The following is a 13846-nucleotide window of genomic DNA, read 5'->3' on the forward strand; positions in this document are numbered from 1 at the left end:
TTTTTAATCATTAATAATGTTCACTAATTTTTTTAATTTTACTTTATCAATTTCTCCAAACGGGTTTTTATCAACTCTAACCGCTGTTCCAAAATGGAAATCTTTATTATTTGTTAACTTTTTTATTTGCTCTATATTTTCAAAATTTAAGCCTCCTCCTAATAATACATTTGCATGCTTAGATTTATTTTTTAAAGTATTTATATAATCAATGTTATCTATTATCTTTCTTTTACCTCCAGATGTTAAGATATTTATAATTTCATTATATCTATTTATCACATCTATAGAATTAAGTAAATTTGTTTCATCTATCGCTCTATGAAATGTAATTTCCAATCCTTTAAAAGCACTTATTATAGTTTTTAGCTGATTTTCTTCTATATTATTTTCTTTATCCAACATTCCTATAACTATCCCATTAGCTCCTAGTTCTTTTACTTTTTCTATGTCTTTTAGCATGATACTTATATCTGACTCACTATACATAAAGCTTTTAGCATGATGCCTTATCATAACATTTACTGGTATATTTACACTTTTTATGACTTCATCTATTAACCCAAAACTTGGTGTAAGCCCACCTTCTGTAAGGGCACTTACAAGTTCAATTCTATCCGCTCCACATTCTTCAATGCTTATAGCATCTTCTACGCTCATAGCTATAATTTCTAGCATTGCTCCTCCTTATCTAATTCACAAATTATATCTGCAAATATTTTAGTATTTAATATAATCTCATCTACAATCATCGATTCATCACTAATATAATTCATTTCATTTTTTACAATATTACCAACATCAAATTCAATAATTATTCTTCCTTTTTTAAAGTTTAAGTTATCTAAATTTAACTGTTTCTTTGAATTTTCATTAGTAAGTAATTCTTTTTTTTCATAAAAATATTTATTTATTAATAAAAAATAGTTACTTAGTCTTTGATGTTCTATAAAATTTTCTTCTACTAAATAGTTTACTAAATTGATTAGAACATTATTTCCATATATACCAGTTTTAGCAATATCATTATTCATAAAAGATGTTATAATTACATGTGTTTCATTTATTTTAATATTTATATTTTTATATGTGCTTATAATCCCTTCTTCAGAGTTTGCCTTATTTTCTAAATAGCATATTATATCCTCATATATATATTCTTTAGGAACCTCAATACAGCAGGATTTGGTGCTTTTGTCTATTTCTACATCTTGATGAATTCTTATATTTGCTATATCTAAGTAATTTTGTATAGTAAATTTACTACTTCCTTTTTCTACATATACTACGGAGTATTTATAGTCTAATTCAAATATATCTATAGTCGGCTTATCTTTTTTCAAATAACATTTAATATGGTTAATTCCAGATTCACCATTAGTTGCAAATATTATCCTAACTTTTCTTTTCAATTTAACTTGAGATTTTTCTATAATTTTTAGTGCATACAATAAACTCATTATGGAGTGTTTATTATTCAATACGGCTATTACAAATATGTACTCATCTCCCATTCCATACTCAGCATATCCAATATCTCCATCAATATTTTTAGTTTTAAATCCTAGCTTTTTAGCAATTTCCAATGTTTTTTCTAATACCATATCTAGTTCTTTTTCAAAAGGATTTTTCTCACTCTCTATAATATCATTTATCAAGTCTCTTTTTAGTTCTTTTATTTTATCATCCATGATATTCATAAAATTCCTCAATTCTTATTTATTCTATAGGTGCTTTTATTCTTAAAGAGTATGCATCTAACCATTCTTTTGATGCTACTTTGTGAATACTTTTCCCGTTGATACGACTACTCAAATATACTGTTGGTTTATGGTTTTGAGTTGCGATAGAAAAACTAAAGGTATCAATATTCGTTGCAACTCCCCATTCACCTTTATTATTCATAGCAACTACTGATAAATCTCCAGCTTTACCTCGTCTATTTAAAAGCTTTGTGTCTAGTTCACAAATAGCTTTATCACAAGCTTCTTGTGGACTTAAGCCACTTTTCATAAGCCTAACTATTTCATATGATATACAGCCTTTCATAAGGTCTTCTCCTAATCCTGTAGCAGTGGCTCCTCCGATTTCACTATCTACGTAAAACCCGGATCCAGATAATGGAGAATCTCCTACTCTTCCATTTTTTTTCATAAATAATCCACTAGTCGATGTACCTGCACACATTTTACCATTACAATCTAATGATACCATTCCCACTGTATCATGACCTATATATGGACTTAATCCGTTTTCTAGTATTTCTCTTTTTCTTTTGTTGTAATGTTTTTTAGCTCTTTCACTTAACATATCTCTTCTTTCAAATCCATTTTTGTGAGCATATTCTTCTGCTCCTACTCCTATTAAAAAACAGTTAACTTTTTCACTGCTTAGCTTTTTAGCTATTGATATAGGATTTGCAAAATTTTTTATTCCAGCGATAGCTCCAATAGATAATGTATTTCCATCCATATATGCTGCATCTAACTCTACTTCACAATTTTCATTTGGAAGACCACCAAATCCTACTGACTTATAAAATGGATAGTCTTCTACTATTTTTATAGCATGTTCAATTGCATCTCCTGCATCTATTCCTTTACTTAATTGTTGTGCACTTTCATCAATTCCCTCAATTGCCATTCTCCAAGTAGCTATTATCCCCCACATTATTAATCCCTCCATATTTTTAATAAAAGCCTTGGTTTCCCAAGGCTTTTACTTTTAGACTAAAACTTCTAATTTTAATATATTTACTTTATTTTTAACCCACTTATATTCCCTTGAATTTATGCTATGATTATTTAGCTTGGCGAGCTTTTATCATCTTTATAGCTGTCTTTAAAACTTTTTCTCCATTCATAGCTCCATAATCAAGACTATTTATAACATCTACTGGAGTTTTTGCATCAAATTTTTCTTGAACTTCTTTTAGCATAAATTTAACTTGAGGCCCAAGTAGTATGCAGTCTGGATTTTTTTGTTCTACTATTTTGTCTATATCAGCATATGGAAATGCTTCTACCTCTATTGGCAAATTGTGTTGATTCGCAACATTTTGCATTTTACTTGCTAATAAACTTGTTGACATCCCTGCACTACAAAATAAGTATATTTTTTTATTCATTTTAATTTCCTCCTAAAAGTCTAATATATTTTTATTTTAATATTGTTAATTACTTATTTTATTTAAGCTCTTTTCTTAAGTCTATAATTTCTTTTACTAAATTTCTTTCACTTAAACATGTCATCAAATGATCTTGTGAGTGAATTAAAAGCATGCTTATTTCGACATTTTTCCCTTCAGCATCTTTATTTATTAAACTAGTTTGAATTTTTTGAGCTTCTAAAATTTCTTCATTTGCACTTTCCATATATTCGTCACTTTTTTTAAAGTCGCCTTTTTTAGCGCAATGTAAAGCTTCATATATATGTGATTTAGCATTTCCTGCATGAATTATAACCTTTAGTATTTTATCTTGATAATTCATATTTTCACCACCTTACTAAGGTCTTTTGTTGTTGTTAACGTTTTCTTTAAGTATATTTTACAATAGACTTTTAAAAAAGGAAATAGTAAATTGTATTTTTTTAAAAAAATTTTACAATTAATTTTTATTTTACATTTTATTTCTTATTTTTAGTTTATTTTTCAAGGGTTTTTTCTATTTTTGTCTTAATTACTAGGGTTATATATATATTATAGCGTATTTTGCATTTATGTAAAAAAAAATTTCTTTATTAATTTATATTTTTTCAATTAGTTTCAAACCTTAAGCGTATTGCATATAGATATAATGATAGGATATGCCTATTAATTAAAATATATGAGGTGTTTTTATGCAAAAAAAATGTGACTACAACTTTTGTAAACAAAAAAAATGTACATCGGAATACTGTGAATGTGACAGTTGTAACTTAAACAAAAGTTCCTCAAATTTATTTGAACTTGAAACTTTTGATTGTGACAATTATCCAGACAAAAACTATAATTGTAACACTTGCCAAAGTAGCTCTTTAAATTGTAATGAGAGCCAAATGTTTTTTTATTATGCTTGTGATTTAGATCTATATAAAAATTTGGTTGGATGCGTAGGTAGAATACTTGGTTTTAAACTTTCTAATAGCGATTGTATTTTAAGGTTAAAGGTAAAAAAAATTACTCCATGTAGTATATATGGAACTACATCTTCAGGAAAAGGTCCTATATGTATAAAATTATCAGCTATTGACTATGTTGATTTTGGTAAAGAAGTATATGTTAATCCATTGTGTAATATAAATAAGTCTGAAATATTAACATTACCTAGCACTCAGGGTCCTAAGGGTGATAAAGGTGATGTTGGTCCTCAAGGTCCTAAGGGTGACACTGGTGCTGCTGGTCCTCAAGGTCCTAAGGGTGATACTGGTGCTGCTGGTCCTCAAGGTCCTAAGGGTGACACTGGTGCTGCTGGTCCTCAAGGTCCTAAGGGTGACACTGGTTCTACTGGTCCTCAAGGTCCTAAGGGTGATACTGGTTCTACTGGTCCTCAAGGTCCTAAGGGTGATACTGGTTCCGCTGGCCCTCAAGGCCCTCAAGGTGACACTGGTGCTACTGGAGCCTCTGGTTCTAAAGGTCCTAAGGGTGATAAAGGTGATGTTGGTTCACAAGGCCCTAAGGGTGAATCCGTAGAAGTTCCTAATAAGGTTAACCCTGTACCTTACAAACCTAATAAGAAAAAAATAGCTCCATCTAGTAAAAAATAATAAAAAATAAAAGCGCTTATAAATAAGCGCTTTTATTTTTTATTATTTTTCTAATTTACTATATATAAATTCATACATATCAACAAATTCTTTAGCTAATTGTAAAAAATTCATAGTTGTCATTAAATGGTCTTGAGAATGAACTAATACAACTCCCATTTCAGTTTTTTCTCCACTAGCCTCTGCTTGAATTAACTCAGTTTGAAATCTATGAGCCTTAGTTAATGTTTCATTAGCTTCTTTTAATAACTCTCTTGCCTTTTCAAAATTTCCTAATTTAGCTTCACCTAATGCTTCATGTGCTGTACTTTTAGCATCTCCCGCATGACCTATTATACCAAATGATATTTCAAAAATTTTTTCATTCATAATTAAATACCTTCACTTTCCCCTATATTGTTATAATTAATTAAGTTTATATTATTATCTTCAAAAAACTGTTTTAGTTCAAATGAAGTTAATATTTCATGTTCTAATGTTCGTTGTATAGAATATGAGGTTGATTTTGATAAAAAAGCATCTACAAATGCAGGATGGCTCATTATATCCACAACTTTAAATTTTTTTATATCGTCAATGTTATTATTAAAATAATCATCACTTATATTATCCCCATAAAAACTATCTATAAGCGGAACTACTTTATCATAACTAATTTCATATTCAAATCCACCTCGTATAGGCAAATTATACTTTTTTAATATTTTCTCAATTACTGGTCTAAACGCTTCAAGTGTATGTATATGATGATGACTATCTAAATGACTTATTTTAACTCCAGCACCTATAGCTTTATCTATTTGTGAGCAAAGTTCTAGATATACCTCATCTAAATCAAATTCCATAGCCTTTTCTTTTGTTATTCTCCTAAAGAAGTATCCACTTTCATCTACCAAAGTTTTATGTGTATCTAAAACCGGTTTATAACAACTCAAAGTCATATGAACTCCACAACCAAGCCCTTTGTTTTCATTTAAAAGCTTCACAGCTTGATTAAAACCAGGCATGCCCGCCATTATACTACAAGAAGTTACAACTCCATTTTTATATGCTGAAATAATACCCTGATTTACACCTTCACAGTAGCCAAAATCATCTGCATTTATTATTATATTTGTCACAAATACCCCTCTCCCCTCTTCCTCTTTTTTTAGTAAAACGTTTACATATTTAAAATAACATTTTCATATACAAAAATCAATATTATTTTTAAATTTTATTTTTAATTTTATTTTAAATTTTATTTACTTTTAATATACAAAGTCTATTTCAGCCTATAATTATACAAACTACTACTTAATAATTTTTGAAATTATAATTCGTCTAACACCTCTAACCTATATTTTTTATCATCCACTTTATATTTATCATATAGTAAACTAGGATTATTTATAAGTTTAGTTTTATTTAACCTTGTAAGCTTTTTCAAAAAACATTCTAACTTCATTGCATCACTACGTGAATTACTACTCCAGTATATTTCTAAATTTTTAAATCCTCTTGCTCTAGTATATTTCGAGTTCTTTCCTATTTTATGTTCATTAATTCTTCTTTTAATATCGCTAGTATATCCAATGTAATAAGTTTCATCTTTACAAGTTATTATATATGTGTAATACATTTTCCCTCCAAAAAATAAATTAAGCAGCTAAAAGCTGCTTAATAATTAGTATTTAACAGAATATAAGTATAGACCTTTAGCTGGCGCAGTGTCTGATGCTTTACTTCTATCTTTTGCGTCCAACATAAGTTTTATATCCTCAGGAGTTTTTTTATTTAATCCAACCTCTATTAAAGCTCCTGCTATTATTCTTACCATATTGTATAAAAAGCCATTACCTTCTACAAATATGTCTATCATATCTTTATTTTTATTTATTGTTATACTGTGTATCTCTCTTACATTTGATTTCTTTTTTGATTTAGATGATGCAAAACTTGTAAAGTCATGCTCTCCTACTAAATACTCGCTAGCTTTTTTCATCAATTCTATATCTAACGGTTTTTCTATATAAGTACTATATTTTCTCAAAAACACATCTTGAGTTTTAGAGTTATTTATTTTATATAAATATACTTTTTGTTTTACATTATATCTTGAATGGAATCTTTCATCAACTTCTTCAACATTTTTTATAACTATGTCCTCTGGTAAATAATTGTTTAAATAATCGTTAATTTTTCTAACAGATAAACTAGAGTTTGTTTTAAAGTTAGCTACTTGATTGTAAGCGTGAACACCCATATCAGTTCTTCCTGATCCGATTATTTCTATTTTTTCATCTGCCATTTTGCTAAGTACAGCTTCAATCTTTCCTTGTATCGTATTATCATTATCTTTTAATCTTTGAAATCCTTTGTATCTTGATCCGTCATACTCAATAGTGATTTTAATATTTCTCATTTTTATCCTCTTTCTATACAGACTCCAGTAATGTATTTTTTAATGTAAACATAATACATGTGCCTTCACCTTTTTTACTTTTTATTTTCATTTCTCCGCCATGTAATTTTACAATTTCATTACTTATAGCAAGTCCTAAACCACTACCTGCTTTATTATAATTTTCTTGGAAAAATTTATCTAATACCTTTTCTAAATTATGTTCTTCTATACCTTCTCCATTATCAACCACACTAATAGTTGTATAATCTTCTTCTTGATGAACTACAATCTTTACATATCCATTTTCTTCTGTGAATTTTAAAGAGTTTTGTACTAAGTTTATAAGAACTTGTCTTAGTCTATTTTTATCTCCTTGTATCGGTCTCATTTGAGTGTCTTCAACTTCACAACTTAATGAAATATTCTTTTCTTGTGACTTAACTTTTAATTGATTCACTACTCCAAAAGCTAATTGTTGAATATCAACCATATCTATTTGAAGTTTAATTCTATCAGATGATAACCTTGAAAAATCTAAAAGTTCTTCAACAAGTTTAATAAGTCTTTCTGTTTCATCTTGAATTATTCCTAGTCCTAAATCTAACTCCTCTTTTCCAATTCCTTCATATCCTAAGGTCTCACTCCATCCTTTAATTGATGTTAAAGGTGTCCTTAATTCATGTGAAATTGATGATATGAACTCTTCTTTTAACTTTTCACTTTTATCAATTTCTTTTGCCATATGTTCAAATGTTTCTGCTAATTCTCCAATTTCATCATCAATTATAGCTCTTGGTTTTAATCTTATATTGTAATTTCCACGAGCTAATTCATTTGCAAATTTTTTAAGTTCACTTAATGGATCAATCAAAGTATATGCAAATTTTAAACTTATAGATATTGCTATTAATAAAATAAATATACCTGCAAGTATTAGACCTAAAACTATCTTAAATATAGTTCTATCAACGTAATCTAGTGAAACGGTATATCTTGCTACTCCTTCAATTTGGTTGTTAGATTTTAAAGGTACTGAAATACTCATAACATGTTCTCCAGTATCTTTCATTCTATATGTGCTTGTTGTTGTTTTGTTTTTTAACGCTTCATTTACATCTTCATAATGAGCTTTTTCTCTACTTCTAAATCCATATTGATCAATTATAATATTCTTATCTTTGTCTATTATTTCTAATGCCATTTTTGAATAACTATCTATATCTTTTTTATCATATAAGTTATTCACCTTTTGCTCAAATGAACTATCTCCCATATATCCACTGTATATACTATCAGTGCTTCTAGCTTGATTAGTAAGTGTTGTTTTTATAGAGTCATAATAATAGTTTTGAGCATAGAATATAAATAGCCCTTCAAATAGTGTTACAGTTATAATAATTATTATAAAATAATTCTTTATTATTTTTTTTCTAAGTCCTTCAAAGTGTATCACTATTGTTCTTCCTTTCTCCAACAGTAACCATATCCCCAAACCGTTTGTATAAATTTAGGTTTTGATGGATCATCTTCTATTTTATTTCTTATTCTTCTTATGTTTACATCAACTATCTTAAAATCATATAGATAGTTAGTTCCCCATACCTCATCTAAAATTTGATCTCTACTTAAAGATTGCTTTTCATTTGTTATTAAAAACTTAACTATTGAAAATTCTGTTGGAGTTAATTCTATATCTGAATTATTTTTAGTTAATTTTCTTTTTTCTAAATCTAATACGAAAGGTCCACTTTCTATTATACTTTTATTCTTTGCATTTGCTTCTCTATTAATTCTTCTTGAAAGAGCACTTACTCTCATAAGCAGTTCCTTTATACTAAATGGTTTAACCATATAATCATCTGCTCCAGATATAAAACCTTCTATTTTGTCTTCTTCCTGAGATTTAGCTGTAAGCATTATAATACCAACTGAATCAAAATTGTTTCTTATATGCTTGCATACATCTATTCCACTCATATCAGGTAACATAACATCTAGCAATGCTATAGATATATTTTTTTCATTTGTTATTTTATCTATAGCTTCTTGTCCTGTCCCTGCTTCTATAACCTCATAACCTTCTCTTTTTAAATTTATGCTTACAAAACTTCTTATACCTATTTCATCTTCTAAAATTAAGATTTTTTCATTCATAATACTTCCTCCCTCCAACCTAATAAATAGGTAAAAAATACCCTTTTATTGCTTCATTTGGTATATCTAATTTTTTTAATACTTCAGGACTATTTATAAGCAACATAAATGATGCATTTTCATTTTCTAAAATTATATAACCTCCATTATTAGTATTTGAATTAGCAGTTTTACTTTCATCAACATTATTTTTATTTACCTTACTAATAGTAAATAACTTTATAGGCTCTGTATGTTGAGTATCATAATACATAAATTCAAAATAAAGTTTATTGTCTTTTGGAACTTCTTCAATATATATTTTATTAGCTAAATTATTAGGTATAAGCAATTTAAAATTATTAGAGTAATTGTAATAAACTTGACTTACAAATACTAAATTTGATTCTTCATTTTCTTTTCCATTCCAACTATACCAACTTACATTAGCTGATGTTTTTTTATTATATCCTCTAGTGTTATTGTTAATTATAGGTATTTCCACAACTCCATCGTTGTTAATATCCTCTGGAGCCATATAATATTGATTTTTTGTTTTTATATCATTTTCTTCAAATGCTTTCATTAATTTATTTCCACTTAAATACAGTATTTGAGTAAAATAAGATTCTCCACCTGTAAAAGGCTTATAACCTAAGATAATTGCTTTTTTATCTTTTCGTACCTTTTTTATATCTATATATACATTATCTAAACTTTTTACATCGTTTATTGTTGTATAATCTTTAAGTCTTATGTATTTATCAAAATAAGTTAAACTCACTATCATTTTATGAGTTTCGGGGTTTAGACTGCATATAACAATATCAGGAGTTCCATCATTATCTAGATTCCCTATGAAAATTTTTATATCTGTATATGCATTTGAGTCTTTTATCCAATTTGGGTCAAACCTATATAGTCTAGTTATTTTATTATTCTTAAATTGGCATATATCTAAATTACTCTTATTTCCATCTTTAGTTAATAATATTATCTCTTTATTCCCATCATTGTCTAAGTCAGAAAAGTTTGCATACTCAATGCTTTCACCTTTAACTAAATATTCATCTACAACAGAATATACGCTATCTTTTCCATAGTTCATTATTGAAAAACCAACTTTTACATTTCCTTCATCTACATCGTCTTTCTTTTGGAATACAACTAATTCATTTACTTTATTTTTATCTAAATCAATTTCATTTATAGAAGATACATTTGAAGAATTTTTAGGTAATAATGGTTTTGCTCCTTTTAATGCATTTTCTATATTAACTTTCAAATTTAATTTTTGTTCATTGTACAAAGGCTTTCTGATTAATTGTTCAGGTGATGCTGTACTTGTAGCACATCCTACATTTAAGAACCCTGCAAATAAAATCAATACAATTAATTTAAATAGCTTCATTTATTTTTCCTCTCTAGTTTTTAAATACGCTTTAAACTTCTCTAGATTTTCTAGTTCTTTTTCTCTAATTTCACTAGAAATATTTCCTCTTCCTAATCTATCTGCCATCGATATTAAAGCAACCTCATTATAATCAATTTCTTTTAGCATCTCTTCACAACTAAAAAAAGGTAAGTTTTTATCAAAAAATAATGGTTGCATGTGATATCTAACTAATTTAGAAACTGTATATTTTAATTCTTCATCATCTGTAAGCTTGTCCAAAATTTTCTTAGAAATTTGTTCACCTTCTACATCATGATTATAAGAAGTAATCCTTCCCTTTCTAATCTTAGTAGTAGTAATCTTTCCAATATCATGAAGAAGTGCTGCCCACATAAAAGATAAACTATTTTTAGAAAATTTCTTTATTTGAGCTGCATTATCTAAAACTAATAAAATATGGTTTAGGACATTTCCCTCTGGATGATATTTTGGGTTTTGATCTATTCTTTCAAGCTTTAAAAGTTTGTCTTTAAGCTCAAAAGAATACCTCTCATCTGAAAGTATTTTTTTTATATATAAAGAAGGTGTTTCATCTTCTATTAAATGATTACTAATTTCTTTAAAAGTTAATTCTTGACTCATAGTGTACACATCCTTATGTTAATTTTTAAATTTCCAAAACAAGAGCTTATTAAAATAAGCTCTTGTTTTGAATTTTTATTCTTGTGCATTATCTATCTCATCTATAACTTTTGTTTCTTCTTCAATTTTTTCATATTCTTTATTTTTTGCTAATTCCTCATTTTTTATAACTTTATTATTTCTAGATTTATTATTTGAAGTATTAGCTTTATTACTTTTTGGAAACAAATTAAAATTTAGCTTAATTCCATTTTTTTTCTGGTTATTATTTGAATTAGCTTTTATACCATACTTTGATTTATCTCTTTCTGGAACTAAATCATTTAATACTATTTCAGCTTCCTTATCTTCTTTATCCATAATCTCATTTAATACTACTTGTTCCTTTGATACTTCTTTTATTTTATTTTGTTTATTCTTATCAGTTCTTTTCCTTGGTTGAACTTTACTATTTTTCTTAGCTGATAATCTCATTTATATCCCCCCTTAAATTTATTACTACACTATATTTATATTTAAGAGGGCTTGTAATTATTTGTTATTATTCATATATTTAGGCGGCTTAGGTCCTATATATTGATATATATAAGTTTTTAACCTACCATTGTATAATTTTCTCTTTTTAGTAGCCTTTTTATTAAATGCATTTTCAAAGTCTTCATATGAAGTAACCATATAATAAGACCATGTTTTAAGCTCTTTAAATGCATAACCTAAATCTTTATATAGTTTTTTTACAGTTTGCTGATCTTCTAATCTTTCTCCATAAGGAGGGTTTGTCACTATAAATCCAAATTTTTCTTCGCTTTCAAAGTTTTTAGCATTAAAAACTTTAAACTCTACATATTCTTCTACGCCTGCAAGTTCTGCATTTTTTTGAGCTATCATAACAGCTTCTTTGTCTATATCATATCCTTGAATTTTAAAATCTACATCTGTATTCATTTTTTCAAATGCTTCTTTTCTTACATCCCACCATATATTTTTATCCATAGTAGTCCACTTTTCAGATATAAATTCTCTATTAAGTCCAGGAGCCATATTCAGTCCTAACATAGCAGCCTCTATTACTATAGTTCCAGATCCACACATTGGGTCAACAAATATTCTTCCTGGCTGCCAAGGTGTTAACTGCACCATAGCAGATGCCATAGTTTCTCTTAATGGAGCCTTTGTTGATACTTCTCTATATCCTCTTTTATGAAGTGCCATTCCACTTGTATCTAGTGTTATAGTTACTATGTCTTTATGAATAAACACTTGTATTGGATATTTTTCTTTAGTTTCTGGTAACATTCCATCTTCTTGATAGCTAGTTTTCAAACTTTCAACTACAGCTTTTTTTACAATTGCTTGTATATCTGAAGTGGAAAATAATTTAGATTTTATTGAAGATGCCTTTGAAACGGGGAATTCTCCACCATATGGAATGTATTTTGACCAATTTATAGCTTTTGTGCTTTCAAATAAATCATTAAAAGTTTTAGCTTCAAACTCAGCAACTTTTAAAAGAACTCTTTCAGCAGTTCTTAGCCATATATTAGACATAGCTATTCCTTTTTCATCCGTTTTGTAAGTTACTCTTCCATCTTCAGTTTTTATTACTTCATAACCTAAATTTGATATTTCATTTTTTAATATTTTTTCTATACCGAAAAAACACGGTGTTATTAATGTATAATTTTTCATGTCTTCCTCCTATTGCTTGATACTATCATTCATATTGCCCATTCGATAACCTAATAAATCTAAAGTTATATACCTAAATCCAATATCTTTAAACTTATCATGTGTAGTTTTTAATAAATTTTTATCAAAAAATTTATGTATCTCATTTTCTTCTACTTCTATTCTCGCTAAATTGCCATGTAATCTTACTCTAAATTGTTTAAATCCTAAATCCTGTAAGTATTCTTCACTTTTTTCAATCATTCTAAGCTTATCATTTGTTATAACTTCTCCATAAGGTATTCTTGTAGCTAAGCATGCAAATGCAGGCTTATTAAATGTAGGAACATTAAGTTCTTTTGATAAGCTTCTAATTTCTTTTTTCGTTAATAAACTGTCCTTTAAAGGGCTTTTTATATCTAACTCTTCCAATGCTTTTAAGCCTGGTCTGTAATCGCCTAAATCATCTAAATTTGTTCCATCTAAGACATAATTTATGTTATTATCTTTAGCTATATTTTTTATATTCGTAAATATAGTTTTTTTACAGTAGTAACATCTTTTTTCATCATTTTCGATAAATTCTTTAACATCAAAGTCATCAATTTTTATAACTATATGTTTTACACCTAATGATTTGGTAAATTCCTTAGCTTCTTCTATTTCTCTATTTGAATGCATCATAGCATGTATAGTAACTGCTGCGCATTTATCTCCTAACACATCATGTGCCACTTTTAATAAAAAAGTACTATCTACTCCACCTGAAAATGCAATTAAAACACTTTCCATTTCTTTAAGTTTATTCTTTAGAATATTTAGCTTATTTGAAGTATCCATTCCCACATACCTCCCCCATTTTCTAATACATTTAA

General features: G+C 27.6%; 17 protein-coding genes. 1 reads left to right on the forward strand and 16 read right to left on the reverse strand.

What is annotated here, in order from left to right:
- Positions 1-3 precede the first annotated feature (3 nt).
- From KXZ80_RS10240 to KXZ80_RS10260, 5 genes are all read right to left on the reverse strand, one after another.
- Positions 4-678 carry a copper homeostasis protein CutC gene (locus KXZ80_RS10240; RefSeq protein WP_021433385.1) on the reverse strand — a complete coding sequence of 225 codons (675 nt, stop codon included), beginning with the start codon at positions 676-678 and terminating at the stop codon, positions 4-6.
- The gene (locus tag KXZ80_RS10245) at positions 672-1700 is read right to left on the reverse strand and encodes a Xaa-His dipeptidase (RefSeq protein ID WP_021433386.1); all 1029 of its coding nucleotides are present in this window, start codon (positions 1698-1700) and stop codon (positions 672-674) included. Before KXZ80_RS10245 ends, KXZ80_RS10240 begins: the two co-directional genes overlap by 7 nt.
- A 19-nt stretch (positions 1701-1719) precedes the next feature.
- Positions 1720-2670, reverse strand: a complete 951-nt coding sequence (locus tag KXZ80_RS10250) for a N(4)-(beta-N-acetylglucosaminyl)-L-asparaginase (RefSeq protein WP_021433387.1) — start codon at positions 2668-2670, stop codon at positions 1720-1722.
- A gap of 130 nt (positions 2671-2800) precedes the next feature.
- Positions 2801-3127, reverse strand: coding sequence for a PTS sugar transporter subunit IIB (locus KXZ80_RS10255; protein WP_021431139.1), 327 nt, complete (start codon positions 3125-3127; stop codon positions 2801-2803).
- Positions 3128-3185: 58 nt separating this feature from the next.
- Positions 3186-3491: a PTS lactose/cellobiose transporter subunit IIA gene (locus KXZ80_RS10260; protein ID WP_021433388.1), complete on the reverse strand. Its 306-nt coding sequence runs from the start codon at positions 3489-3491 to the stop codon at positions 3186-3188.
- 349 nt (positions 3492-3840) lie between these two features.
- Here KXZ80_RS10260 and KXZ80_RS17820 point away from each other — a divergent pair, with 349 nt between their 5' ends.
- Complete coding sequence (locus KXZ80_RS17820) at positions 3841-4746, forward strand: collagen-like domain-containing protein (RefSeq protein WP_052011320.1); 906 nt, start codon at positions 3841-3843, stop codon at positions 4744-4746.
- A 42-nt stretch (positions 4747-4788) separates the two neighbouring features.
- Here the strand turns inward: KXZ80_RS17820 and KXZ80_RS10270 are convergent, their stop codons facing one another.
- From KXZ80_RS10270 to larE, 11 genes are all read right to left on the reverse strand, one after another.
- A complete protein-coding gene (locus tag KXZ80_RS10270; RefSeq protein ID WP_021433390.1) occupies positions 4789-5115 on the reverse strand; it encodes a PTS lactose/cellobiose transporter subunit IIA in 327 nt (108 codons plus the stop codon).
- Between the two features lie 2 nt (positions 5116-5117).
- Positions 5118-5867 (reverse strand): carbohydrate deacetylase, encoded by a 750-nt coding sequence (locus KXZ80_RS10275; RefSeq protein ID WP_021433391.1) that lies wholly within the window; start codon positions 5865-5867, stop codon positions 5118-5120.
- A 191-nt stretch (positions 5868-6058) separates the two neighbouring features.
- Positions 6059-6367, reverse strand: a complete 309-nt coding sequence (locus KXZ80_RS10280; protein ID WP_021433392.1) for a GIY-YIG nuclease family protein — start codon at positions 6365-6367, stop codon at positions 6059-6061.
- Positions 6368-6412: 45 nt separating this feature from the next.
- Positions 6413-7150, reverse strand: a complete 738-nt coding sequence (gene truA / locus KXZ80_RS10285; RefSeq protein ID WP_021433393.1) for a tRNA pseudouridine(38-40) synthase TruA — start codon at positions 7148-7150, stop codon at positions 6413-6415.
- 13 nt (positions 7151-7163) lie between these two features.
- Positions 7164-8585 (reverse strand): sensor histidine kinase, encoded by a 1422-nt coding sequence (locus KXZ80_RS10290; protein WP_021433394.1) that lies wholly within the window; start codon positions 8583-8585, stop codon positions 7164-7166.
- Complete coding sequence (walR, locus tag KXZ80_RS10295; protein ID WP_021431147.1) at positions 8585-9286, reverse strand: cell wall metabolism DNA-binding response regulator WalR; 702 nt, start codon at positions 9284-9286, stop codon at positions 8585-8587. Before walR ends, KXZ80_RS10290 begins: the two co-directional genes overlap by 1 nt.
- Positions 9287-9305: 19 nt before the next feature.
- Positions 9306-10676 carry an FG-GAP repeat domain-containing protein gene (locus KXZ80_RS10300; protein ID WP_021433395.1) on the reverse strand — a complete coding sequence of 457 codons (1371 nt, stop codon included), beginning with the start codon at positions 10674-10676 and terminating at the stop codon, positions 9306-9308.
- Complete coding sequence (locus tag KXZ80_RS10305; RefSeq protein ID WP_021433396.1) at positions 10677-11303, reverse strand: HD domain-containing protein; 627 nt, start codon at positions 11301-11303, stop codon at positions 10677-10679.
- Between the two features lie 75 nt (positions 11304-11378).
- Positions 11379-11777 (reverse strand): hypothetical protein, encoded by a 399-nt coding sequence (locus tag KXZ80_RS10310; protein WP_021433397.1) that lies wholly within the window; start codon positions 11775-11777, stop codon positions 11379-11381.
- A 57-nt stretch (positions 11778-11834) separates the two neighbouring features.
- Entirely contained in the window at positions 11835-12992 is a 1158-nt protein-coding gene (locus KXZ80_RS10315) for a THUMP domain-containing class I SAM-dependent RNA methyltransferase (protein WP_021433398.1), read from the reverse strand.
- A 9-nt stretch (positions 12993-13001) separates the two neighbouring features.
- Complete coding sequence (larE, locus tag KXZ80_RS10320; protein WP_021433399.1) at positions 13002-13811, reverse strand: ATP-dependent sacrificial sulfur transferase LarE; 810 nt, start codon at positions 13809-13811, stop codon at positions 13002-13004.
- Between the last annotated feature and the right edge of the window lie 35 nt (positions 13812-13846).

This window comes from Paraclostridium bifermentans (assembly GCF_019916025.1).
In the GTDB taxonomy this organism is placed as follows: domain Bacteria; phylum Bacillota; class Clostridia; order Peptostreptococcales; family Peptostreptococcaceae; genus Paraclostridium; species Paraclostridium bifermentans.

Excerpts from the sequence above, each read along its gene's own strand:
- KXZ80_RS10240 (WP_021433385.1), bottom strand. The coding sequence starts at position 678 with ATGCTAGAAATTATAGCTATGAGCGTAGAAGATGCTATAAGCATTGAA.
- KXZ80_RS10245 (WP_021433386.1), bottom strand. The coding sequence starts at position 1,700 with ATGAATATCATGGATGATAAAATAAAAGAACTAAAAAGAGACTTGATA.
- KXZ80_RS10250 (WP_021433387.1), bottom strand. The coding sequence starts at position 2,670 with ATGTGGGGGATAATAGCTACTTGGAGAATGGCAATTGAGGGAATTGAT.
- KXZ80_RS10255 (WP_021431139.1), bottom strand. The coding sequence starts at position 3,127 with ATGAATAAAAAAATATACTTATTTTGTAGTGCAGGGATGTCAACAAGT.
- KXZ80_RS10260 (WP_021433388.1), bottom strand. The coding sequence starts at position 3,491 with ATGAATTATCAAGATAAAATACTAAAGGTTATAATTCATGCAGGAAAT.
- KXZ80_RS17820 (WP_052011320.1), top strand. The coding sequence starts at position 3,841 with ATGCAAAAAAAATGTGACTACAACTTTTGTAAACAAAAAAAATGTACA.
- KXZ80_RS10270 (WP_021433390.1), bottom strand. The coding sequence starts at position 5,115 with ATGAATGAAAAAATTTTTGAAATATCATTTGGTATAATAGGTCATGCG.
- KXZ80_RS10280 (WP_021433392.1), bottom strand. The coding sequence starts at position 6,367 with ATGTATTACACATATATAATAACTTGTAAAGATGAAACTTATTACATT.
- truA (WP_021433393.1), bottom strand. The coding sequence starts at position 7,150 with ATGAGAAATATTAAAATCACTATTGAGTATGACGGATCAAGATACAAA.
- walR (WP_021431147.1), bottom strand. The coding sequence starts at position 9,286 with ATGAATGAAAAAATCTTAATTTTAGAAGATGAAATAGGTATAAGAAGT.
- KXZ80_RS10300 (WP_021433395.1), bottom strand. The coding sequence starts at position 10,676 with ATGAAGCTATTTAAATTAATTGTATTGATTTTATTTGCAGGGTTCTTA.
- KXZ80_RS10305 (WP_021433396.1), bottom strand. The coding sequence starts at position 11,303 with ATGAGTCAAGAATTAACTTTTAAAGAAATTAGTAATCATTTAATAGAA.
- KXZ80_RS10310 (WP_021433397.1), bottom strand. The coding sequence starts at position 11,777 with ATGAGATTATCAGCTAAGAAAAATAGTAAAGTTCAACCAAGGAAAAGA.
- KXZ80_RS10315 (WP_021433398.1), bottom strand. The coding sequence starts at position 12,992 with ATGAAAAATTATACATTAATAACACCGTGTTTTTTCGGTATAGAAAAA.
- larE (WP_021433399.1), bottom strand. The coding sequence starts at position 13,811 with ATGGATACTTCAAATAAGCTAAATATTCTAAAGAATAAACTTAAAGAA.